A 23607-nucleotide genomic window follows, 5' to 3' on the forward strand; every position below is an offset into this window, starting at 1 on the left:
CTTTATATTCGATTTTGGATTTAGGATTTTCGATTTCCGAATTGGAATCTCTGTTCGCCGGAAGATCGGAAATCAAAAATCTAAGCTTCGCGCGTCTCGTCCCACAAACGTTTCGCCGTTTGCTTGGCAATGTCGTACGAGAATCCGCGGCGGACGAGGAACGCGGAAACTTTTTCAAAAAACTCGCGGCGCTCCAACGCGCGCCAGCGTTGGGCGCGGGTCTCGACCGCGCGATACGCGCCTTCCGTTTCGTCAATCTCGCCGACCGCGTCGGTGATCGCGGCGGCGGACACACCTTTGCGCTTGAGTTCGAAACGCAACGCTCTGCCGCCGCGCGGGCGAAACGTTTCGCGATTCTCGACCCAGTATTGCGCGAACGCGGCGTCGTCGAGCAACTGCGCATCTTTCAGGCGCGTCAGCGTTTCGTCAATCACATCGGCAGGAATTTTCTTTTTCCGCAAATGCTCTTTGACTTCGGCGACGCTGCGCGGACGCGGTTCCAAAAAGCGCAACGCTTTTTCGTGCGCGACTTCGCGCGCCTCCTCGCGCGCCAACACGGCGAGTTGTTCGGGCGTGATCTCTTGCCCCACGCGCAGCGGCGCGGCAAGCAACACGGACAGCCCGAGCGCGAATTCATTGTCCACGTACAGATTGAACCGATTCGAATGTTTGACTTGCGGCTCAAGCGCCGTGATTTGTCCCATTGCCCTGCCATCAAATCGTCACACCGTCGGATGATCGTGCGTTAGCGCGTTTGAACGACGCGCCGATCAGACGCTGCGACTAAACAAAAATCGCCGGGTCGAATGACCACAGCGATTTAGTGACGCGCGCTTACCCGCGCGTGCTCAATGCCAGCGACTTTGCCGATGATTCAGTTGTCGTGCTTGCGCCCGGCTCACCGACTAGGCAAGCCCGCCGCCGACGACGCGCCCCGGTGAAAATGAAATGCACGAATACGGTGGAGACGCAAGAAATGCGCCGCCCCACAAACCCAGACCATCCGTCACCCGACGGTTATGTGTGCCCGTGCCGGTTTCAAAATTCATTTGCGCGTAATTAGAATCAAGCAGACCCGCGAGGACGGGTCAGTCGCATCGCAGTGATGCTGTAGTCCCGGCGCGTCGCGCGAGAACATTTGTGCGTGCCGCGCCATTACAGTGATGCGCTCGCCGCATGGCGAGCGCATCTCGGATCGGTTTATTCTTCGTCTTCCTCGGTTTCTTCTTCGTCTGCCTCATCGTCCGGCTCTTCATCTTTCAGCACAACGGGGACGCCCCCGCCCAAGCCGGATTTTTCGCGAATCAGTTTGTCTAGTTTGGAAACCACTTCGGAATTTTGTTTCAGATACTCGCGTGCGTTCTCGCGTCCTTGTCCCATGCGCGTGCCTTCGAAGGAATAGAACGCGCCTTTCTTGTCAATCAGATTCATGAGCACGCCGAGGTCGAGCAAGTCGCCTTCGCGCGAAATGCCGACGCCGTGCATGATGTCGAACTCGGCTTTGCGGAACGGCGGCGCGACCTTGTTTTTCTTGACGCGCACGCGCGTACGATTGCCGATGACATCTTCGCCGCTCTTGATCGGATCAATTGGGCGCACGTCCAGCCGCACCGACGAATAGAATTTCAACGCCATCCCGCCGGTCGTCGTTTCCGGGTTGCCGAACATGATGCCGATTTTTTGGCGGAGTTGATTCGTAAAGATGACCGCAGTGTTCGACTTTTTGATCGCGCCGGAAAGTTTGCGGAGCGCCTGGCTCATCAAGCGCGCTTGCAGACCGACGTGCGAGTCGCCCATCTCGCCTTCGATCTCGGCGCGCGGCACGAGCGCGGCAACGGAGTCTACGACGACAATGTCCACCGCGCCGGAGCGGACGAGCGCTTCGCAGATTTCGAGCGCCTGCTCGCCGGTGTCCGGTTGCGAGATGAGTAGTTCATCCACATTCACGCCGCACCGCGCGGCGTATTGTGGATCAAGCGCGTGTTCCACATCAATGAACGCCGCCACACCGCCGGTCTTTTGCGCTTCGGCGATGATATGTTGGCAAATCGTCGTCTTGCCGGATGCTTCTGGTCCGTAGATTTCGGTGACGCGTCCGCGCGGAATGCCGCCGATACCTAGTGCAAGGTCGAGCGAAATCGAGCCGGTGGGGATCGAGTCTACTTTGAGACTGGACGTTTCGCCCAGCTTCATCACTGCCCCTTCGCCAAAACGTTTCTTGAGGGTCGCAAGAGTCGTTTCAAGTGATTTTGCTTTGCCGCTGTCTGACATTTTGGTGCTCCTTTTTTTTGAGCGCCCTCGTCCGTGAATGTGGGCAACAGTTTACAACAAGTGATGCCAAAACGCAAGCCCATTTTCCACCGCGGACAGGACGCGATCCGTCATTTGGGTTAGAAAACGTGGCGCTATTATAGCAGAACAAGTGTTCGGTGTCAAGGCAAATACGCCGGGACTATTGATGTGAAACACAATTTAGATTATAATGCAGACGGTTATATAAGAGTGCCGACTCTGGTTTCGCGCGCTGCGCGGTCGAAGCGCCACACTTGCTAAAGGAGAAATGTCAATCCTGGGACGGTGGGCAATGTCAGCCGTACCACGACCGGACAACTAGGCACCATCAGCAGGTTGACCTTTACCAAACGTTAGTCGTGACGATGGGGTACCGACGATTTTACGTCGTGTCAAAAAATCCTGGGGAGAACCTCCCCAAGTTCAAGGAAAAGGAGGAACGATGCGTAAGCTTTTGCTCTTGTCCCTAGTTGCAGTCGCAGTGCTCGTCGTGCTGACGGCGGCAACTCCCAATCCCGCTGGCGCGATGGGACCATCCTATTACGTGGTGCGCCCGGGCGACACGTTGGACGGCATCGCGTGGCGGTACGGTGTGAGCGCATGGTCTATCGCGCGCGCGAACGGCATCTGGAACCCGAACTTGATTTATGTCGGGCAGATGCTGGTGATCTCCGGTTACGCGCCGCATCCCGCGCCGAACCCGTGCCCCTGGCCCGGCGCATGCCCAAACCCATACCCCCGACCGCATCCACAACCGTACGGATGTTCCTACGTGGTGCGCTGGGGTGATACGATGCAAGGCATCGCGTGGCGTTATGGTATGGATGTGTGGACCTTGGCGCGCGCAAACGGCATCTACAACCTCAACTGGATTTACGCCGGTCAGTGGTTGCGCATTCCCAATTGCCGTTGGTAAATTTGGTCGGTCAGAAATTTGAAACCCGTTTTCCGCCGCGCGGCAGAGAACGGGTTTCTTTATTTTCTGGCATCACGCTTTGCGTTTTTCAATATCCGCGCGATGGAACTTGTCATGGATCACGAGAATACGACACATCCCGCGCACCGATAGATTTCCCCACGCCGCGTGCGTCCCGCTTTTTTCGAGTTGCGCCGGCGTCAACGTATCGAGCCATGCGAGTGTGTCGGTGCGCGCGGCATTCAACGCGGTAATGATTTCGTCGAGCGAGTACGCACGCCATTTCTCCGTCATCCACGCGTTGAATTTATCGAGTTGAAATTCGCCGGGATAATCCGGAAAATCGGCGGCGAGTTCCTGCAACTGTACTGGCGCATCTTTTTCCAGCATGAGCTTGGCGAACTTGATATTCACCCATTCCGCCATCGCCACATGCGCGAGAATATCCTTGATTGACCAACCATCGTCGCCAAACGGTTTGCGCATCGTTTCGCGCGGTAGATTGGCGAATGCGTCCAGCAACTTGACGCGTTCTCCATTCAACTTGGCTTTGATTCCGGCAACGTCTTCGGGCGCGGGCATGTTCCCTCCAGAGTGTTTTTCAGATAATGTTCGGCTTGCATTCTACAACGCAAACACCTTGCGCGTCAAAAGCCCTCCTTTTGCCACAGAACCACACACCTACACTGAAAATGTCGGTGTGGCTCTGTAACTAAAGAGATGATCGAGACATCCCTACAATTTGATGTGGGTCAACCTGCCGATGATTTGTCGGCATATTTGGGCAAAATCCCGGCACTGAGACTGCTAATAATTCGTCACTCGCACTGAGAGTTGCGCGCAAATTGCTCATAGACAATATGTAATCTGGATCGTTCAACATCCTTGAGATGCAACCTTAAATTTAGAGATCATATTCCGGTCTGGTAGTCTTGGGCGCAAGCAGCTATGTTAAAATGAGCGGGTGTGGTTCTTTTTCCATTCTTTGCGTCAAGGAGAAGAGGAATGAGCGAATCGGCGTCATCGGAAACTACCAAGCCATCCGCCACAGATATTGACCTGACCCTCTCACAAATCGCCGGGGTCTATGCGGCATGTGCGGTGCTCAATCAGAAACGCGATTTGATCGAAATTCATATCGTCGCTTCTGCGGCGCGCAAACCCAAAAAAATCATCCGCGATATTGAGACCTTGGTGTTTGTCAAACACAAAATCAAAGTGGATTATCGGATGATCAGTCTGGTTCAATTGCCCGATGAAAAATTGCTCCGCATCCCAGTCGCGCGCCCGGAAATTCGCGACGTAACCGAAGAGAATCTAGGTGCTGAAAAACGCATTCGTGTGGAAATCCAGGGCGCCTCACGCATCGTCAGCGGCGAAGCGATTGAAAAAGTGAACAATCCCATGTCGTTTCGCTCGGGCGCCCAGGCGACGATCAATGCCGTCGAGAAACTCGTTGGCAACTATATGGACGTGCGATTGGAAGAGACAGCCACCATGCAAATTGGGAACCGTGAAGTATTGATGGTGATTGTCTCTTGCTTGACCCAGGATCGTGAAGAGACCTTTGTCGGAACAAGTTTCGTGGGCGCCAAGCCGGTGGAATCTGCCGCGCGCGCGACCCTTGATGCGCTCAATCGCCGCATTCACAATTTTACTTTACAAGCGCCTCGTCAGTCCGACGACAGCTAGCTGGACATCGCAACTAGCGTCTGACCGGGGAGTATCAAAGGCACGCCTAGCGTCCTCTAATAATCAGGACTCACCTCCTGATGGGGCAGACAGCCCTTTCTACCCTATCGCGCAAAGACGTCGAGCGCCACTTACGTCTTTGCGCTTTTCTCGTTCTTCTGGTCAGAATCCGGTCAAAATTCCCCGGAAAGGTTGAAATTCTTTGACCGATGTGTTAATATAAGCTCAGTCGGTAAGCTTGGGAGATGAAGCGAAGCGAAGAGGACTCTGGTTTCCAACGACCAAATTTCCAACAGAGAGGAAGTGAGTCCGGGTGAAGTGGCGCATCGCATATGCTTTGCTGACTTTGGCAACTATTGCGAGTATGCTTTTAGCCGTCATGGCTGAGCTCAAGTGGGGCGACTAGATCTGAACTAAGGTCTTCCAGGCTTACCGACGTCCTCCGCGTGGGTGATGTTCTTGTTCCTTGAATAGCATCGACGCGTTTGCCCACGCTTGATTGGATTGCTTTGTGAGTTCTTTGTCCTGGCAAGTCCGTGTCTATATTCTAACTCTCATCGTGTTGATGGCTTGCGCTGTCTCTTTTGCTCTGGTTGATTTCGTTCAGTCTCCCGAATTCGCGATTGCGATCTTTATCGCGGCGGTTGCAATCGCGGCGCTGGACCGATTCCCCATCGTTCGTTTCGGCGATAATGTCGAAATCACCATCTCCAACGCGGTCAAATTTGCCGTCGTTCTTCTGTCTTCCTCATCGGTCGTGGTGCTTTCCACATTCCTCGGCACGCTCTTCGCTGAAATCCCAGCCAAACGCAGCTGGTCCAAAAAGATCTTCAATATTTCGCAAATGACGTTAACATGGATGCTAACTGCCTGGGTCTATTCATTGATTGATCCACCGTCGCGGGAGTTGTTCGCTTCAGTGGAAAATGGGATCATGGTGATGTTAGCCGGCGGAGCATCTTTTATAGTCAATGTGACCCTGGTAAGTATGGTAATTAGTCTTGCCGCACACTTGCCCTTTCCATACTTGGTCACGCAAAACACGCGCCTCGTCATTTGGCAAGAATTGTCCATCATCACCATCGGTATCTTCCTGGCGATCCTGTGGCGTTTTAATCCCTTCAGCGTCGTCCTGGCTGGCGTACTCTTGTTCATTGTGCGCGATTCGTACCGGATCGCGAATCATTTGCGAAATCAAACCCAGGATGCTCTCCGCGCCTTGGTCCGTGTGATAGACGAACGCGATCATCATACGTACAATCACTCTGAAAATGTGTCGAACTATGCACGCGCCATCGCCGAAGCGTTAGGACTAGCGCAAGACGAGATCGAAGTGATTGCCTCCGCGGCATTGCTGCACGATCTAGGCAAAGTAGGTATGGCAGATGATATTTTGTTCAATCCCAAAATGCTAAACCCCGCCGAACGGAAACGCGCGGAACGTCATGCCGAAGTTGGGGCGGTGCTTTTGGAGAAATTTCCACTCTTTGATAAAGGCGCGGTCTTGGTGCGCCACCATCACGAACATTTTGACGGCAAAGGGTATCCGGACGGTTTGGCGGGAGACGCGATTCCAATCGGCTCGCGGATTATTGCCGTCGCCGATGCGTATCAAGCGATGACCGAGGATCGTGCCTATCGCCGCGCGTTATCCGTGGATGACGCGTTGGCGCGACTCGTTGAAGCTTCTAATACGCAGTTTGATCCACGGGTCGTCCAGGTGTTTGCCAAGGTCCTGCGGATCAATGACGAATCAGAGAGAGCAACGCGTGTTGATGCTCCCCAAATAGCAAGTAACTCTGCCTAGCGTTGCCTGGAGACCGAATGATTATTCTTGTCATCCTAGCCATTTCGCTCGTTATCGCCATCGTGCGGGGCGGCAAGTTCAATCAACTCGCCGATATTGATTTACGGTGGCGCGGTATGTTTATCGCGGGCTTCCTTCTACAGGTGTTGATTTTTTCGGATGGGTGGCAAACACGTCCTGAGCTCAACGCATTAACGCGATATGTCTATGTTGGTTCGATGATGCTCGTCTTTGCCGCCGTGGCATATAATTTTCGGATTCCCGGGATGCGTTTTGTCGCCGTCGGGTTAGCGGCGAACCTGTTGGCGATTGTGTTCAACGGCGGCTACATGCCGGCATCACCCGAGGCGCTCACCCTCGCCGGATATTCGGCGATCCCAGGTCGCATCACGAATAATTCGATTGTGATGGACGCGAACACCGCGCTCTATTTCCTCTGCGATATTTTTGCGATCCCCAAAGGATTTATCTTCCCAAACGTTTTCAGTATTGGCGATGTGCTGCTCACCCTGGGCGGGGTTTACCTAATCCAGAAATCACTGGTCAAACCCAAGATGTCGCAAGCGCAGCAAACCAATTAGACCAACCCAGGGATGAGCCAAGCACAACGCTGGCTAGCAGTTTGTCGGAAGACCCACCAGAAACCAGGTTTCTGCGAGAAACCTGGTTTGTGCACTCCCATTGCTTGAAGGAAATCGCCTCTTTGCGAGATTCCTAGAAAAAACGACACCGGCTTTTTGATGCCGGTGTCAGATAACTTATCTCACACGCGCGCGAGCATGTCTTGCGCGAGCGCCGCGCCACGGCGCAGCGCTTGTTTGTTCGCCGGAATCTTATCGCGATGCCGCGCGCTGATGTGCTCTTCCAACACCTGGTCGAGCGTCTCGAATTTCAACACGCCGGTCGCGCCGACGAGCGCGCCGACGAGCACCACGTTCGCCAACTGCGGTGGACCCAGCTTTACCGCTTCGTCGTTCGCTGCGATTTCGATCACGCGAATATCGGTGCGTTGCGATTTCGTCGGAACGATGGACACGTTGACGACGAGGATGCCATCTTTTCGCATCAACGGTTCGAACCGATCGAACGAGGGCGGATTGAGCACAATCGCCGCGCTGGGATGGCGCACGAGCGGCGAACCGATTTCCTCGTCCGAAATGACGACTGTGCAATTCGCGGTGCCGCCGCGCATTTCGGGACCGTAAGACGGAATCCAGGTGACGTGACGATTTTCGGCGAGCGCGCCGTACGCCAGCAACTGCCCCGCAAACAACGCGCCCTGCCCGCCGAATCCAGAGATGATGATTTCGTGAAGCATCGCGACCTCTACCTTAACGCCTTGACCACATCGGCAATTTTGAAATCGCCGAGCGGAAAGTACGGAATCATTTGATTCTTAACGAACTGCAACGCTTCGGTCGGCGTGACGCCCCAGTTCGTCGGACACGACGACAAAATTTCGACCATCGCAAAGCCGGCTTGGTTGAGTTGCACTTGCAACGCGGTCTTGATCGCTTTTTTCGTCTTGTTGATATTCCCAGGATCGTGCACCGAGCGGCGCACTGCGTACGAAACGCCGGGCATCGTCGCCATAATTTCGGTCATACGCAGCGGATACCCTTGCAATTCGACGTCGCGTCCGTTCGGCGACGACGTCGTTTTCATCCCAGGCAAAGTCGTCGGCGCCATTTGTCCGCCGGTCATTCCATAGATCGCGTTGTTCACAAAAAACACGGTGATGTTTTCACCGCGCGCGGCGGCGTGCATAATTTCGCCAGTGCCAATCGCGGCAAGGTCGCCGTCGCCTTGATACGTGAACACGACGCGGTCGGGACGCACACGTTTGATGCCGGTCGCCATCGCCGGCGCGCGCCCGTGCGCCGCTTCGGCAAAGTCAACGTCGAAATAGTTGTAGATGAACACCGAGCAGCCGACCGGCGCGATGCCAATTGTCTTTTCGCGAATTCCCAGTTCGTCAATCGTTTCCGCGATGAGCCGATGGATGACACCGTGCGTACAGCCCGGACAATAGTGCGTCGTCACATCCGTCAACGCGTTGGGATATTGAAAAACCGTTTGCATGTGTTCGTTCATCATCTTTCCACCATCGCTTCGATCTCCGGCAATACTTCATCCGGGAACGGCACGAGTCCGCCCATGCGTCCGAAAAATTTCACCGGCACGCGTTCCGCGACCGCGAGTCGCACGTCCTCGATCATCTGCCCCGCGTTCATCTCGACGACAAGGATCGCGCGCACGCGTTGGGCAATCTCGGTGAGCCGCGCGTACGGGAACGGATACAACGAGATCGGGCGAAACACGCCGGCGCGGATGCCTTTCGCGCGCGCCCATCGCGCGGCGCTCTGCGAGGCGCGTGCCGCCGAACCGAACGCGACCACGACGTACTCGGCATCGTCCATCGAGTACTCGGCAAAACGCACTTCGTTCTTTTCAATCTCGCGTTGCTTGTCCTGCAAATGCACATTGAAGGCGTGCAACGCTTCGGGCTGCAAATGAATCGAACTGATAAAACGATGTGGTCGTCCGCTTGCGCCGGTCAGTTCCCAGCCGCGCTCGCGCTTGGCGACCTCGTGCGGCGGCGGCAATTCGACCGGCTCCATCATCTGTCCGATGTTGCCATCAGCGGCGATGATGACGATGTGACGATATTTTTCCGCGAGGTCGAACGCGCCATAAGTCAGGTCAACCGCTTCTTGCACCGATGCCGGCGCGAGCACGATCGGATGATAGTCGCCATGACCGCCACCCTTGGTCAATTGAAAATAATCGGCTTGCGAGGGCGCGATATTGCCCAAACCCGGTCCGCCGCGCATCATGTCCACAATCACGACCGGCACTTCGGAACCTGCGATGTACGACAAGCCCTCTTGCATCAACGATACGCCGGGACTGGACGACGACGACATCGCGCGCGCGCCCGCGCACGCCGCGCCGTACACCATGTTGATCGCGCCGATTTCGCTTTCGGCTTGCACGAACGCGCGCTTCATCGTCGGCATTTTCTTTGACAAGTACTCGAGCAATTCGGTCTGCGGTGTAATGGGATAACCAAAGTACGCTTCCATCCCCGCGCGCAGCGCGGCTTCGGCAATCGCCTGATTTCCTTCCCAGAGTTCCTTCATCGTTTCTCCATGTGTCGTTACGCAATACGCAATACACAATGCGGAATAATTGTTTTCTGCATATTGCGTATTCTGTTTTCTTTGCGCCTAGACTGGTTGAGCCGCCATTGTCCTGGGTCTCACCTCGCGATACACTGTGATCGCGACATCCGGACAAATCGTCGCGCAGAGCAAACAACCGGTGCATTGCTCGTTGGGATCTACGAGTGCGGCGGGACGATAACCGCGCGCCGAAAAGTGCGTCGCCATGTGAATCAAATCTTTCGGACACACCGTCGTGCAAAGTTCGCACCCCTTGCAACGATTTTCATCTATTTTGATTGTGCCTCGTGCCATTGTTCCTCCGTCAAGTCTGGGGTAAATAGGTAAACGGGTAAACACGTAAACAAGTTTACCTGTTTACCTGTTTCCTTGTCTCCTTGTTTCCATACGCCCCTTGCAGGTTCAGTAAATAAACTCCCGAATATCGTAGAAACTAATTTTTGGCGCGCGGTCGAGATTGCGAAACCGAAAACCCGCGCGCATTTGCGCCATCTGCTGCGCGATCTCGTGAACCGTCAACGGTCGAATGTTCTCCGCGCGCGCGAGCGCCGAGTACACCGAATCGGGATAGTCCACCAACTCGGAAAAATAAATCAGGTCACTCGCGTCGAGCGGCATCGCATTGACCAAGTCAATCGTGTGTTGCACGTGTTGGTCGGCGTACTTGTCGCCGCCCGCGCCGACGAGAATAATCACACTCACTGCAACGCCGCCGGCTTTGAGATGATGCGCCAACTGCACGACCTCGTACGGCGAATTCGGTTTGCCGAGAAAACGCAACAAATCTTCATCGCCGGTTTCCATACCGATGTAGACCCGCCGCAAACCGCGCTCTGCCAATTCGGTGTACTCGCGCGCAGTCTTGCGTCGCGTCGTGAACGCGTCTATGAACGAGTAGATACCCTCAAAGTGAATCGGGCGTTCGACTTCCCATGCTTTGAGCGCCTCGTAATCCAAGCCGCGCGGGTGAATTTCGAAATCGGCGTTGATCGAGTCAAAAATCGGCACGAGTTGCTCGCGCGGAATGATGAGTGCGTTCGCATCGGCGAGGAAAATCGTTTTGCGTAAACTCAACGCGCCGCCGAAAAATGCGCGCACATCGCGGACATGGTGTTTGAACTCGGCGAGCGTCTTGACGCGGAATTTGCGATCGCGATAAAAACTACAGAACGCGCAGTGATTGTACGAGCAACCTTCAGTGGCTTGGAGAACGAGCGCGAGGTATTGGTCGGGCGGGAGAATTGTGATGGGTTTGTAGATGACGTGGAAAATATCGCGGTCGCGTTCGAGCCGCGCGGTGCCGTTCGCGATAATCCGGTCGAGCGCGTCGCGCGCGAGCGCGCCATCCGTGGGTGAGGAATTGTTCGTGACGCGGCTCGCGGGATCGGCAAGCCAACCGCGATACTGTTCGGTCAGCGCGTACACGCGCGTCAACAACTCGCGTGCGTCCGCTTCGGGCAATTCGCGGCGAACGCGATAAGAGAGTCCAGGTTGCGGACCCTCTTGTTTTTCGATCACTCGATTATCCAAACTCCGGCGATAGTTGCGCCCATCCATCCACGCGCCCACGAGGCGACCTTCGTGATCGTAGGTCAGCGTGAGGTCGTCATTGACCATCAGCGTGATTGCCTCGCGGCGCGCGTTGACGATGAGCCGTTGACCGTCCAGAGTAATTAACTCGACGATAGGCATCGTTGCCTCACCGTTTTCAACATACGCCAGTCAAGTACCTGTTTCGTCATAACCGAGTCCAAAAGCGGTCAAAGCGAATTGGGATTCTCTGACTGTCATTTCGAGGAGCGCACTTGGCGACGAGAAATCTCTCCCTTGGCGCGTCAAGAGATTTCTCCTCGCACACGCTTCGCGGCTCGTCGAAATGACATGGCTGAGTAATGATTTTGGATTTGCGATTTATGATTTTCGATTTTTCGACAACGCAATGATTTGCGCGATGACCGCGAGTATGGCGAGAAGTGGCGCGACCGGCAAGAGCGTAACGCTCGACCAGATGAGTGAATCGGTGTGAATCTCCGTGCCTAGTCGAAAATCCACTTTGGTGTCGAGCGACGACGGCAACGCGAGCAGCCACACCAACACGCCCAGCGCGATGAGATTGATCGCGAGCAACGCGACGATTTCGAACGCGACGCGTCCGCGCGATGCGCCCACGCGTAGACGCAGCCGTGCGCCGGCGACGAGCAACGCGACGAGTGCGAACGCGTGCCACACACCCAGGATCGCGCCGACGATCAACACGCCACGCGTCAGGTCTTGCATTTGCATCGTCGCAAACTCAATCGGTATTCGATAGTTCGCGGCGACGACATCGCCGAGCATGAACGCGGACTCGCCGCGCCAAAACGTGTGCCACTCGACGATGCGCCACGCGGAGAATGTGCCGCGCAATTCGAGCCACGGCGCGGCAAAGGTCGCGATGATGCCGATAGCCGTGGCGAGAATCGCCAACTCGCTTGGACGCGTTTTTCGCATTTCAATAATCAACGCGCCAGAATCGTTGCGGGTCGTTCAGCGCGAGCGTCGCCATCAACTTGAGCCGCGCCTTGCGCCCGCTCACGCCATCCGCGAACCAACATCCCAGGTTTGCCAAATCGCGATGCGCGCCGACGTAACCGTACCGATCTATCGTGCGTCCCGCACCGACACGCGACGTGACGACAACCGCGATGTGATCCTGGGTTGCGCGCCCAATCGCCGGCAACCACCACGGCGGCACGCGTCCCCCGCCCAGTGTTTCGAGTACGACACCACGCGCGCCGACCGTTTCGACCAGATACTCGAACAATCCTTCGCTCATGCCCACCGCGAGCGCGAGCAGGTGCACATTCGTTTCGAGCCGCGCGGCGGGAATGAACTCGCGCGGCGCCGGCTTGTGCGCGATAATCACGCCGGCGTAATCCACGCGTCCCAGCGCGCCCCACTCGGGCGATTGGAACGTATCGAGCGCGGTCGTGTGCGTTTTCGTCACCTCGCGCGCGGCGTGGATTTCGTCGTTGAACAACACGAGCACACCCAGGTCGCGTGCAACGTCACTCGCCGCGACCTGGATCGCGGACGCGATGTTCGCGATGCCATCGTAACCCAGTTCCGACGCGGTCCGCATCGCACCGGTGAACACAATCGGTTTGCGCGTGTCAATCGTCACGTCGCACAGGTAAGCGGATTCTTCAAGTGTGTCCGTTCCGTGCGTGACGACGACGCCATCCACCGCGTCGTCCGCGACCAACGCGGCGACGCGACGCGACAAATTCCAAATGTGCTCCAAGGTAAAATGCGCGCTCGGCAAATTGGAAAACTCGACGAACTGCACATCGGCAAAACCGCGCGGCAATCCGGCGAGGAAATCCGCGCCGCCGAGTTGCGGCACCGCGCCGCCCGCCTGCGCGTCCGCACGCATCGCGATGGTGCCACCGGTTGTGAGAACGATAATTCGTTTCATGGAAATTTTCGATTGCCGATTTTCGATTTTCGATTGTCACAAATCGGCATTCGAAAATCGAAAATACTATCCGACCGAGATAATCGGAAGGTCCGCCATCGTCACCAAGCCGGGCGGTGCGGCGACGACGCGACGAATCGAATTCGTCGCAACCGCGGCAGTCGAAAGATCGCCATGCACGCCGGTGATGCGCGAATGCACCGCTGGTCTGCCTTCGAGCCACACCTCGTCCACCGACTCGCCGGCGTCCACACTCATCCGCAAATGCAATTCGATGACGCGCTTGCCATCCTTGATGCCGTAACCGAATTGCTCGACGCCAGTCACGAACCCAGGTTTCACTTCGAAATACTCGGTGCTGATCGGCTGGCGCGCGACGACTGGCTCAATCGTCTCTTCGATCTGGTCGAGTTTCCAGCGCAACGCGCGCGCGATGAGCGCGATGGATTCGGTCAGACCGACATGGCGAATCGCCTTGCCAGCTTTTTGCTTAAATTCTTCCACCGTCATCCCAGCGCCAATTTTTTTCTGCAACGGTTGGCGACGTGTCGAGGCGTCCACCACGCGGCGCACGCGCACACTCGTCACTTCCTGGGACACGCCGGTCAAGAGAATCGGCAGCGTGTCCATCATAAAGCCGGGATTGATGCCGGTGCCGAGCGCCGTCACCTTGAATTTTTTCGCGAGCGCGTCGAGCCGTTTGGCGACCGCGCCCTGCCCCCAGGGCATCGCGAGTTCTTCGCAGGTCGAGACGATGTTGTGCCTCGCGCGAATGATCTGCGCGAGTTGCGGCTCGACGAGTTTGAGCGACGAACTGGTGCAATGCAAAACGACATCCGCTTTTTTGGCGAGCACCTTCGCCGTATCGCTCGACACTTTGAAACCCAGGTCGCGTTCCAAGCCAATGACGCGCCCGGCGTCCTTGCCGACCTTCGCCGGATCCACGTCCACCGCGCCGACGATTTGAAAATCGGGGCGCGCCGCGACGACGCGCGCCAATCCACACCCGATCGGTCCCAAGCCAAAACAAATCACTTTGATCTTTGCCATTGCTTATTCTCCATTTCGATGTTGCGCGCAAATCTCACTGCGCGCAAGTCGAATTATATCCCGTCGCGCCAAAATGTCGAAAAATTAAAATAGGACAAGTTGGCAACTTGTCCTACTCCAACCACTCAATCTTAGCGGCAAGAAAGAATCCAGGTTTCTTCCCTTCGGGGAAACCTGGATTCTGACGATTTGTGAACTATCGGCTCTTCGCAGTCAGCGTTTGGTACACGCGTTGCAAATTACTCCGATGCAATTGCTTGACCAAGCCATCGAGCGCGATGGACGAATACCCGCACGATTCGAGCGAGATTTCGTTGATGAGCCGTTCCTTGGATGTGCGCGTCGCCAATTTCGCCTTGACCTTTTCGTAGATGCAGTCGAGGTACGCCAAACCGGTATCGAGCGTCTCGTCAATTTCGCCCTTGAGCAGAACTTCGCCGTGACCCTGGACGATATTTTCGAGATTCATTTCCTTGATCATCCGCAACGTGGCTTGGAGAACCTCGCGGTCGCCCCAAAAGATGTACGGCAAGGGCATCACCGCGTCGCCGGCGAACAAGATTTTTTCGCCTTCGATGTAAACGCCGATTCCGTCCGGCGAATGACCCGGCAAGGGAATCAAGCGCATCATGCGGTCGCCCAAGTGCAAGGTCAGTTTGTCCTGGAACACGATATTCGGCAAACGCAATGTCACTTCGCCCAGTTCTGGCGTTTGCGCCTTGGCTTCGGCGAGATTCTTTTCGCCGGTCTTGCGGATCACCTCGCGGCATTTTTCGCTCGAAACAATGTCCGCTTCGGCAAAAAGATAATTGCCGTACACGTGATCGGCGTGGTGATGCGTATTGATCACATAGCGAATGCCGCGCTTGGACTCGGCGCGCAAAAAGTCCAGCATCTCGCGCGTCTCGCGCGGGAAGGGCAAGGTGTCAATCACCACCGTGCCTTCGCTCGTCACGATCGCGCCGGCAGTCACTTGGGCGTATGCTTCACTCGTAAAGACGTACACATTTTCCGTCACGCGTTCTTTGCGCATTCTATCTCCGCTCCACTGGTGCGTCCAGGCAAAACGATTTCAACCAACGCACGGGCGTGAGAATAGCACAACGCCAAACGAGTGTCAAGACCCCTAGAGGAATTTTCGATTTTTGATTTTGGATTTTTGATTTGGTGCTGACGTGTTTCCGTTCCGAACGTGCGCCAAAAACAAATTGCGAACAACGGATCAATTCCGCCATTCGCAATTCGCTATTCGCTATTCGCTATTCGCCATCTGCAATAAAGAAACGCAAGCCCCACCGTGCCGTGTGCGATCATAGTTGTGAACCCGCTTTCGCAGGTGGGAACCTACTCTTCGAGTGGTCCGGTCTCCCGAGGGAGTGGGCGCGCTCTCAGCAGAAGCAGTCCCCGATGTACAGGTGTTGGCTCAAACGCCAGAAACGCATCACGAACACAGTAGGGTTGCGCCGATGATGTTAGCACTTTCAAAAACAAAAGTCAAATTGAAATTGTGTACGCATGTGCGACGTGAAACAAAACGCGCGCGCCGAGTTCGCGCGCGCGTCAACGCGTGGCTTAAACTTTCGCGTCACTCACTCGCGCACCGCGATGCCGAGCTCGGCGAGTTGCTCCGGCGCGAGGGCGGACGGCGCGTCGGTCATCAGATCGGTCGCCGCGGCGGTCTTGGGAAACGCGATCACGTCGCGGATGCTCGTCTCATCGCACAGCAACGCGACCAGGCGATCAATGCCTGGGGCGATGCCGCCGTGTGGCGGCGCGCCGTACTCGAACGCGGTGAGCATGTGCCCGAACCGCGCGAACGCGTCCTCGCGCGAGTACTTCAAGATACCCAGGATTTTTTCTTGCACATCGCGGCGATGGATCCGAATGCTGCCGCTCGCCAGTTCGAACCCGTTGCACACTAGGTCATAGCAATCGGCAAGCACCGCCCCAGGATCGGTATCGAGCAGATGAATGTGCGCGGGCTTGGGCGCGGTGAACAAATGATGCGTCGCATCCCAACGCTGCGTCTCGTCGTTCCACTCGAACAGCGGAAAGTCCACGACCCAAGCAAACGCCATCGCGTCCTTGTCCATCAAGTTCAAGCGGCGACCGAGTTCGAGACGCAATGCGCCGAGCGCGGATGCGACGACCTTGGGTTGATCCGCGACAAACAACAATAAATCGCCGGTCTCCGCGTGCAAACGTTCGACGAGCGCGTGCATCTGCGGGTCGCTCAGGAATTTCGCGATGGGCGATTTGATGCCATCGGCGGTCAGCGCGACCGTCGCGAGTCCTTTCGCACCTTTGGCTTTCGCCATCTCGGTCAACTCGTCCATTTGTTTGCGCGTGTAATTCGCGCAACCCGGCACGCGAATGCCCTTAACTTGTCCACCGTTTTGCAACGCGGACGTGAACACTTGAAATTGCGTTTGCGCGGCAATGTCGCCAACGTTCGTCAGTTCCATGCCAAAACGCATGTCAGGTTTGTCGCTGCCGAACCGATCCATCGCTTGGGCAAAGGTCAGGCGCGGGAACGGCGAGAGCAATCGTTTGTGCGGCGTGACCGCGCGCAACATTTCGGTGATGCAACCCTCGACGAGATTTAGCACATCGTCTTGCTCGACAAACGCCATCTCGATATCGAGTTGCGTAAATTCCGGTTGGCGGTCGGCGCGCAAATCTTCATCGCGAAAACAGCGCGCGACTTGATAATAACGATCAAACCCGGCAACCATCAACAACTGCTTGAGTTGTTGCGGCGATTGCGGCAACGCGTAGAACGTGCCCGGCTTGATGCGGCTCGGCACGACGTAATCGCGCGCGCCTTCGGGCGTACTCTTGATCAGGATTGGCGTTTCGATTTCGGTAAAGCCGCGCGCGTCAAGATAATCGCGCATAAACTTGATCGCGCGGTGACGCAACACCAAGTTGTGTTGCAAGCGTTCGTGGCGCAAATCGAGGAAACGATATTTCAGGCGCAGCCCCTCGTCCACGTTTTCTTCGATGTTGATTTGGAACGGCGGCACCTGGGCTGGGTTCAAAATCTCAACGCTCTGTGCGAGGATTTCGATATCGCCGGTCGGCAGGTTGGAATTCTCCTGTCCTGCCGGTCGCGCCTCGACAACGCCAGTCACGCGCACCACAAACTCGGCGCGCAGATCGCTCGCGATGTTATGCGCGTCGCCGGACGCGCTCGGATTGAACACGACCTGGGTCAAGCCAAAATGATCGCGCACGTCAATGAAGATGAGTCCGCCATGATCGCGGCGACGATGCACCCAGCCCGCGAGCGTGACGGTTTGTCCGATGTGTTCGCGACGCAATTCGCCGCACGTGTGTGACTTTAACATGAGTTCGACCTCTGAATGATTTTGTAGATTATACCGGTTTGAGTTCAAAAACTGAAATTTCACCACAGAGAGCACAGAGGTCACTGAGAAAAATTTCGTTGTGTTCTCTGTGCTCTCTGTGGTGAGTAATCATTTTTAGCGTTTGCCCATCCACCCCGCCCATACCGCGCTCGCAAGCATCAGCGCGGCGCACGCGAAGAAAATCGGAGACAAGCCGGTGATGGGCAAGAGCGCGTACGCGGCGAGCGGACCGATCGCACTGCCGAGATCGCCCGCCGTGTGCAGCGCGCCCATATTTTTGCCATAGTGCGCGCGGTCGGACAAATCGCCAATGATCGTCGTCGCGAGCGATTGAATCGCGCCGCTCGTCGCTGAACTGACGATCATCGCGATAAACAACAGCACGAGACCTGGGATGCCAAGCAACGCAATGCCAACCGCGCTGACCGTGAGACTGAACGCGAGAATGCCCCAGCGATTTTTCGCGCGATCCGATAACGCGCCGGCAATCGGCGCGCCGATCAAACTGATGAACGTGCGGCTTGCGAGCAATCCGCCAGTAAGCGTCGCGATGCCGACTGTCGCACCACCCAGGTTTTGTTGCACGACCAAACCCATCGTCGCGGAGAGCACGCCCGCGCCGACCAGGCGATTGACGCCGTGCGCGCAAATCGCCGACCACATCGTCGGGGGAATCGTGAGCCAATCGCGCCACCAACTCGCGTGGCTCGAACGCGCGAGGCGTTGCGCCTGCGTGTGCGGCAAACCGAACGCCGCGGCGAGCGCGCCGAGCGCGGACACGCTCGCGCCGATCCACAACGCGTTGCGATAACCGAACGCGTCGGTCAACACGCCGCCGGTGAACGTGCCGAGCGCGGAGCCGAAAAAGAACCACATCTGGTACGCGCCGACCCAGCGTCCGCGTTCCGCTTCGGGCGCGGCTTCGAGCACGATTGCGTTGCCGCCGACCCAGATGCCCGACCATGCCAAGCCCCACAACAATCGCGCGGCAAGCATCGGCGCGAGCCCGAATGTCAGCGCGTACAGCGCGGTGGATGCGACGCCGATCCACAACGACGCGATAAAAATCGCGTGGCGATCATGCCAGCGATCGTACAGCGAACCGATCACGCCGTTCGTCGCGAGGCGAATGAAACGATTGACGCTGAGAATCAAGCCGACGCTCGCGAGCGCGATGCCGGCATCGGACGTGTGGGTGGGCAGAACGGCGTAGAGCGCGGCGTCGCCCATCAACGAGAGAGCGGTGCCGAGTCCGATTGCCCAGAGTGCAATGAGTGGCTTCACATTACAAGTGGAACGGCGGAGTCATCCCGACGAAGAAACGCCACAGCGCCTCGACCGGCGGAAAGAGTACACGCGCGAGGATGTTCGTTTCCAAAAAACGATCCGACAACACCAAGCCGATCACGAGCGCCAAGCCGATCAACTCGATGCGCGCGATTTGCATGTACCACGAGGTAGGTAAAATAATTTGCCATAGGCGCGAACCATCGAGGGGGTTGATCGGAATGAGATTGAACACCGCGAGCGCGAGACTCAGCCAGGCGATGTACATGACCTGGCGACCGACGGAGTAAAAAATACTTTGATAACCAACCGGCAGAAACGGGAGTTCAAGAATTTTTTCCGGATACAACGAGAGGAGATGAAAACGCAGCGGCATCGCGAGCACGAACGCGAGCAACAGGTTTGAAACAGGACCCGCCGCGGCGACGAGCGCCATGCCGATTTTCGGACCGGGCTTGAGCTTGTCCGCGTTGATGATGACCGGCTTACCCCAGCCCAGACCCACGGTCAAAATCATCGCGACTCCGATCGGTTCGAGATGCGCGAACGGATTGAGCGAGATGCGTCCCGCGTTTTTCGCGGTCGGGTCGCCGAGCCAGTTCGCGATAATCGCGTGGCTCGCTTCATGAATCGTCAACGCGGTGAGCAGCGCGACGATGAGATACACCACTTCAAATCCTAATCCAGCGAAAAGCATAATCCTCCAGTGGGTAGTAATCAGTGGTCAGTAATCTGAAAACTGTTTACTGTTCACTGACCACTGTTCACTATTTCAAGGGAACACCGCGCCTTGCGTCGCGCCGTGATCGGTCTCGACATCGTACTGCACATTCACGCGGTCAATCGCGTCGAGATTTTGCTTGAACAAGTTGTCGAGCGTCGGTCGCATCGTCAAACAAGTTGATTGTGTCGCCAAGTTGCCGAGCGCGCGCTGATATTCGCGCGACCCATTGAGCGCGCGGGTAACGTGTCCCTTTTCGTGCGTGATCGTGTTCGCGATGAACGTGTCCCAGCGCGTCAGCAAATCCGACGCGATGCCTTGCCGCGTCGCGAGCGCGGGCAACGTCATCGTAATCGTAACCGACACATTCGCGCGTTCCAATTCGCAGCCGCGCGCACTGGATTGCCACTGCCAATCCGACGAGACAAACCATTCGGTCATCGCGTAATAACGACTGTTCGGTTCGTGCGGGTCGGCAATCGCTTTGACATCGAGCGCGCGACTCAATTCGTTCGTCGTCTTGCCGGTAACCGAGTACGTGACCACCCGGAATGTGCTCTCGAATGTGACTGGGTTGACGACGCTCGGCGCGGTCGGCGTGGGCACGATGATATTGTACGGATTTGCCGCGAGCGTGGGCGCGCGTGTAGGCAATGCCGCGCGCGTTGGCGATTGAACGCGCGCGGGCGTCGCGGGAACAGTTGGAATGCGAACGACCGGCGTGCTCGTCGGCGCAGGCGTGCGCGTCGCCGTCGGCGGCACGCGCGTCGCGGTGGCAGTCGGTGTTACCGTCGGTGTGCGCGTCGGCGTGGGCGCGAACCACGCGAGTTCGAATGGCGAGTCGAGCGTCGTGCCCAACACCACGACGAACGCGGTACCGGTGAGACAACACGCGATCAACAAAAACGCGATGAACGCGGCGAGTGCGCGGTTCGACAAGTTCATTCACCCTGCTCCGCGATTTTTCCATCGCGCACATGAATCACGCGCCCCGCCGCGCGCGCGAGCGCCTCTTCGTGCGTGACGAGCACGATCGTTTTGCCGGCGCGATTCAACTCGGCGAGCAGTTCGACGACGCGTTGCCCGGTGTCGGTGTCGAGATTGCCGGTCGGTTCGTCCGCGAGCAAAATCGGCGGATCGTTCGCGAGTGCGCGCGCAATCGCGACGCGTTGTTGTTCGCCGCCGGACAACTCGGAGGGCAACTGGGTCGCGCGTTCCGCGAGTCCCACGCGCGCGAGCGCGGCTTGCGCGCGGTCGCGCCGATGATTGCCGAACGTGTTCCGCAGTTCCATCGGCAGCGCGACATTTTCAAGCGCGGTCAAGGTTGGCAAGAGTTGAAAGAACTGGAACACGATGCCGATTTTTTCGCCGCGCCATTTGGCAAGCGCGTTCTCGCCGAGCGCGCTGATCTCGCGTCCATCCACGAAGACGCGCCCCGTATCCGGCTTGTCAATTCCGCTAATGAGATTGAGCATGGTGGACTTGCCGCTACCCGACGGTCCGACAATCGCGACAAACTCACCAGCGTGCAGGTCGAGCGAGACCTCGCGCAGCGCGTACAGTTTGCGCTGTCCCATCGTGTACACGCGCGTCACGTTATCGAGTTGAATAAAAGTGTCTTGCATTCGACCTTAATCCAAGATATAATCATTTGCGATTTTCGATTTGGCAAATCGAAAATCGCAAATCCAAAATCGAAAATCAAACATGCACTCGTTCCGCTTACCCGAATTCGAAGGTCCGCTCGACCTGCTCTTGCAACTGATCGAACGCAACGAGATGGACATTACGCGTGTCTCGCTCGCCGCCGTCACCGATCAGTTTCTCGATATTATCAGCGCGCCCGGCGCCGTCGAGCTGTCGCAACTTGCCGACTATCTCGTCATCGCGGCGAAACTGATCCTGACGAAATCGCGATTGTTGTTGCCGCAACCGGAAGCCGACGCGCCAGTCGCGGAAGAAGACCCCGGCGAGGCGCTCGCGCGGCAACTGCGCGAATATAAAATGTTCAAACAGATCGCCGCGCACCTGCGCGAACGCGAGCAGAAAGGGATGCGTATGTTCGCGCGCCTCGCGCCGCCGCCCAAGCTACCACCGCGCGAGTGGAAGATCGAAGGCGCGAACGCGGACGACCTCGCGCGCGCGTTGCATCGCGCGCTCAAACTGCGCCCCGCGATGCCGCAGGGCACGCTGACCGTACCGCTCGCGGTTTCGATTGACGAACGCATCCACGCGATTCTCAACATGACGGCAGACGGCACGCGCGTCTCGTTCGTGCGTTTGCTCAACGACGCCGCGACGCGCGTCGAAGTGATCGTCACTTTTCTCGCCGTGCTCGAAATGATCAAACGCCGACAAATCAACGCGCGGCAGGATGGCTTGTTCGGCGAAATCGTCCTGGAACGCCGCACCGACACGCCGCCCGTCGAACTCACGACGGAAGAGATTGAAGCGGATTATACCACAGAATAACAATTAGCCACGCCCTTAAGGGCGTGGCTAAAGAGGACCGAAACGAAAACAGTTGACGCATACATTTATCCGCCGCGCGTGCGGCGCGTGTTGACGGCATTGTGGCTAACGCTGCTGATCGTCAATGGAATCGAATATCTCCTCGAATGGACGCGCGCACTCTATACTACGCTGCGAGCGCCGCTCGGTTTGCCGTTCAACCCACTGTTCGATCACACCGAAAAAATCTTGCCGAGTCTGCTCACCGCACACCTGGGTCTGCTCGTCGCGCTCGTCGCGGCGCGCGCACTCGCGTTCCTCGCGTCGCGCGTCACGATTTGGACGCACGGCATTCAGTTCGAATCGCCGCTCGGCGCGCGATTGATTCGCTACGACGCGTTGCGCGCGATTCACTCCATCGAGTTCAAAACAACCGGTCGCTTTGTCGTTTGGGTGGATGCGGCGCAGGGTTTGCCACTCCAAAATTTCCTTGCGAGTTTGCTGATTGGCAAATGGACGCCCGCCGGTTTTCTGCTCACGTCGGATTTGCGCGGGTTTGACGAGGTGGTTGCCACGCTCGTCGCGCGCTTGAAAGAAAAATACGGCGTCGCCGGTTTTGAAACGCGTTTTAGCGAAGACGAACCGTCCACCTTGCTCACGATTCTCACCGCGCCGCGTGCAACACTCAAGGAGCTTGCCGCGACGACGCCGGTCGCGATCACGCCGCGCGATGCGGTGTGGCACAGCGTGTCGAGCGCGTGTGCGCTCGCCTTGCCGCTCGCGGTGGCGGCGTTGATTCACGCGCAGTTGCCGGTCGGCATGTTCGTCGTGCCATTCGTCGCGCTCGTCGAGTTTGCGCTCGCGCCGCTCTATCTCACCGCCGCGCCGCTCGACTCGTTGCGGCGAATTGATTTTGCGGACGCGTGGCGCGTGTATCCGCTGACGCAATTGCCGCGCTGGGGCATCGCGTTCGCGCTGACGTACCTCGTGATTCTGGGGATGCCGTTGTTCGTGTTCGTGATGTGCATCGCGCCCGCCGTTGCGCTAGGATGCTACACCGTGCTCGTCTTTGCGCGTGATTGGTTCGAGGTGCCACTCGCGCAAGCGTGGCTCGCGGTGCTGATGACCGCCATTTGGCAGATCGTCGTCTACGCGTTGTTCGTGACGATGTTGTCCAACTAATCATTGGACATAGATTATCCGAACTATCGAACTATCGCACCATCGCACTAACCAACTGCCAAACTAATTTGCGCGTTCACGCATCCTGTGCTAAAATGCCTCTCGACGTTGGGGCCTGGTGCAGTGGTAGCACATCGGACTTTGGATCCGCTGACGGAAGTTCGAATCTTCCGGCCCCAGTACAGTGAATTGCAGA

At 57.0% G+C, this 23607-nt stretch carries 24 protein-coding genes, 1 tRNA gene and 1 other RNA gene; 7 read left to right on the forward strand and 19 right to left on the reverse strand.

All coding sequences use genetic code 11. The features are described from left to right. Window positions 1-80: 80 nt before the first annotated feature. The 3 genes from HY868_27605 to recA form a co-directional block, all read right to left on the reverse strand. Complete coding sequence (locus tag HY868_27605) at window positions 81-704, reverse strand: RecX family transcriptional regulator (GenBank protein MBI5305926.1); 624 nt, start codon at window positions 702-704, stop codon at window positions 81-83. 201 nt (window positions 705-905) lie between these two features. Continuing rightward, window positions 906-1049 (reverse strand): hypothetical protein, encoded by a 144-nt coding sequence (locus tag HY868_27610; protein ID MBI5305927.1) that lies wholly within the window; start codon window positions 1047-1049, stop codon window positions 906-908. A gap of 151 nt (window positions 1050-1200) precedes the next feature. Continuing rightward, entirely contained in the window at window positions 1201-2271 is a 1071-nt protein-coding gene (gene recA, locus HY868_27615; protein ID MBI5305928.1) for a recombinase RecA, read from the reverse strand. Window positions 2272-2734: 463 nt separating this feature from the next. Between recA and HY868_27620 the strand changes: the two genes are divergently transcribed. Then, entirely contained in the window at window positions 2735-3208 is a 474-nt protein-coding gene (locus HY868_27620) for a LysM peptidoglycan-binding domain-containing protein (protein ID MBI5305929.1), read from the forward strand. A gap of 72 nt (window positions 3209-3280) precedes the next feature. Here HY868_27620 and HY868_27625 read toward each other — a convergent pair whose 3' ends face one another. Continuing rightward, window positions 3281-3790: a DinB family protein gene (locus HY868_27625; GenBank protein ID MBI5305930.1), complete on the reverse strand. Its 510-nt coding sequence runs from the start codon at window positions 3788-3790 to the stop codon at window positions 3281-3283. 423 nt (window positions 3791-4213) lie between these two features. On the opposite strand from HY868_27625, the gene HY868_27630 reads away from it, so the two are divergent. The 3 genes from HY868_27630 to HY868_27640 all read left to right on the forward strand — a co-directional run bounded on the left by HY868_27630 (window position 4214) and on the right by HY868_27640 (window position 7288). Further along, window positions 4214-4900 carry a hypothetical protein gene (locus HY868_27630; protein ID MBI5305931.1) on the forward strand — a complete coding sequence of 229 codons (687 nt, stop codon included), beginning with the start codon at window positions 4214-4216 and terminating at the stop codon, window positions 4898-4900. A gap of 511 nt (window positions 4901-5411) precedes the next feature. Continuing rightward, window positions 5412-6707 carry an HD-GYP domain-containing protein gene (locus HY868_27635; protein ID MBI5305932.1) on the forward strand — a complete coding sequence of 432 codons (1296 nt, stop codon included), beginning with the start codon at window positions 5412-5414 and terminating at the stop codon, window positions 6705-6707. Between the two features lie 17 nt (window positions 6708-6724). After that, entirely contained in the window at window positions 6725-7288 is a 564-nt protein-coding gene (locus HY868_27640; protein ID MBI5305933.1) for a DUF5317 domain-containing protein, read from the forward strand. 182 nt (window positions 7289-7470) lie between these two features. Here the strand turns inward: HY868_27640 and HY868_27645 are convergent, their stop codons facing one another. From HY868_27645 to HY868_27715, 15 genes are all read right to left on the reverse strand, one after another. After that, on the reverse strand, window positions 7471-8025 hold the full coding sequence (locus HY868_27645) for a 2-oxoacid:acceptor oxidoreductase family protein (GenBank protein MBI5305934.1): 555 nt from the start codon (window positions 8023-8025) through the stop codon (window positions 7471-7473). Window positions 8026-8033: 8 nt separating this feature from the next. Beyond that, window positions 8034-8789 (reverse strand): 2-oxoglutarate oxidoreductase, encoded by a 756-nt coding sequence (locus HY868_27650; protein ID MBI5305935.1) that lies wholly within the window; start codon window positions 8787-8789, stop codon window positions 8034-8036. Between the two features lie 11 nt (window positions 8790-8800). Then, window positions 8801-9850 (reverse strand): 3-methyl-2-oxobutanoate dehydrogenase subunit VorB, encoded by a 1050-nt coding sequence (gene vorB / locus HY868_27655; GenBank protein MBI5305936.1) that lies wholly within the window; start codon window positions 9848-9850, stop codon window positions 8801-8803. A gap of 87 nt (window positions 9851-9937) precedes the next feature. Then, on the reverse strand, window positions 9938-10186 hold the full coding sequence (locus HY868_27660; protein ID MBI5305937.1) for a 4Fe-4S dicluster domain-containing protein: 249 nt from the start codon (window positions 10184-10186) through the stop codon (window positions 9938-9940). 108 nt (window positions 10187-10294) lie between these two features. Next, a complete protein-coding gene (locus HY868_27665) occupies window positions 10295-11584 on the reverse strand; it encodes a radical SAM protein (GenBank protein ID MBI5305938.1) in 1290 nt (429 codons plus the stop codon). 219 nt (window positions 11585-11803) lie between these two features. Next, window positions 11804-12382 (reverse strand): hypothetical protein, encoded by a 579-nt coding sequence (locus HY868_27670; GenBank protein MBI5305939.1) that lies wholly within the window; start codon window positions 12380-12382, stop codon window positions 11804-11806. Window position 12383: 1 nt separating this feature from the next. Next, a complete protein-coding gene (locus HY868_27675) occupies window positions 12384-13349 on the reverse strand; it encodes an asparaginase (protein ID MBI5305940.1) in 966 nt (321 codons plus the stop codon). A gap of 66 nt (window positions 13350-13415) precedes the next feature. Further along, complete coding sequence (locus tag HY868_27680) at window positions 13416-14399, reverse strand: dihydrodipicolinate reductase (GenBank protein MBI5305941.1); 984 nt, start codon at window positions 14397-14399, stop codon at window positions 13416-13418. A gap of 196 nt (window positions 14400-14595) precedes the next feature. Further along, on the reverse strand, window positions 14596-15432 hold the full coding sequence (locus tag HY868_27685; GenBank protein MBI5305942.1) for an MBL fold metallo-hydrolase: 837 nt from the start codon (window positions 15430-15432) through the stop codon (window positions 14596-14598). A gap of 252 nt (window positions 15433-15684) precedes the next feature. Continuing rightward, window positions 15685-15861: non-coding RNA, 6S RNA (ssrS, locus tag HY868_27690), on the reverse strand. A 127-nt stretch (window positions 15862-15988) separates the two neighbouring features. Next, entirely contained in the window at window positions 15989-17749 is a 1761-nt protein-coding gene (gene aspS / locus HY868_27695; protein MBI5305943.1) for an aspartate--tRNA ligase, read from the reverse strand. 135 nt (window positions 17750-17884) lie between these two features. Further along, entirely contained in the window at window positions 17885-19054 is a 1170-nt protein-coding gene (locus HY868_27700; GenBank protein MBI5305944.1) for an MFS transporter, read from the reverse strand. A gap of 1 nt (window position 19055) precedes the next feature. Continuing rightward, window positions 19056-19754 (reverse strand): site-2 protease family protein, encoded by a 699-nt coding sequence (locus tag HY868_27705; protein MBI5305945.1) that lies wholly within the window; start codon window positions 19752-19754, stop codon window positions 19056-19058. Between the two features lie 75 nt (window positions 19755-19829). Continuing rightward, entirely contained in the window at window positions 19830-20723 is an 894-nt protein-coding gene (locus tag HY868_27710; GenBank protein ID MBI5305946.1) for a DUF922 domain-containing protein, read from the reverse strand. Next, complete coding sequence (locus HY868_27715; protein ID MBI5305947.1) at window positions 20720-21403, reverse strand: ABC transporter ATP-binding protein; 684 nt, start codon at window positions 21401-21403, stop codon at window positions 20720-20722. Before HY868_27715 ends, HY868_27710 begins: the two co-directional genes overlap by 4 nt. Window positions 21404-21485: 82 nt before the next feature. Here HY868_27715 and HY868_27720 point away from each other — a divergent pair, with 82 nt between their 5' ends. The 3 genes from HY868_27720 (at window position 21486) to HY868_27730 (ending at window position 23591) form a co-directional block, all read left to right on the forward strand. Next, window positions 21486-22250 (forward strand): segregation/condensation protein A, encoded by a 765-nt coding sequence (locus HY868_27720; GenBank protein ID MBI5305948.1) that lies wholly within the window; start codon window positions 21486-21488, stop codon window positions 22248-22250. A gap of 87 nt (window positions 22251-22337) precedes the next feature. Beyond that, window positions 22338-23411 carry a hypothetical protein gene (locus HY868_27725; GenBank protein ID MBI5305949.1) on the forward strand — a complete coding sequence of 358 codons (1074 nt, stop codon included), beginning with the start codon at window positions 22338-22340 and terminating at the stop codon, window positions 23409-23411. A gap of 109 nt (window positions 23412-23520) precedes the next feature. Continuing rightward, window positions 23521-23591: transfer RNA gene (locus HY868_27730), tRNA-Gln, on the forward strand. Window positions 23592-23607: the final 16 nt, after the last annotated feature.

The sequence above is a fragment of the Chloroflexota bacterium genome, from assembly GCA_016219275.1.
Lineage (GTDB): Bacteria > Chloroflexota > Anaerolineae > UBA4142 > UBA4142 > JACRBM01.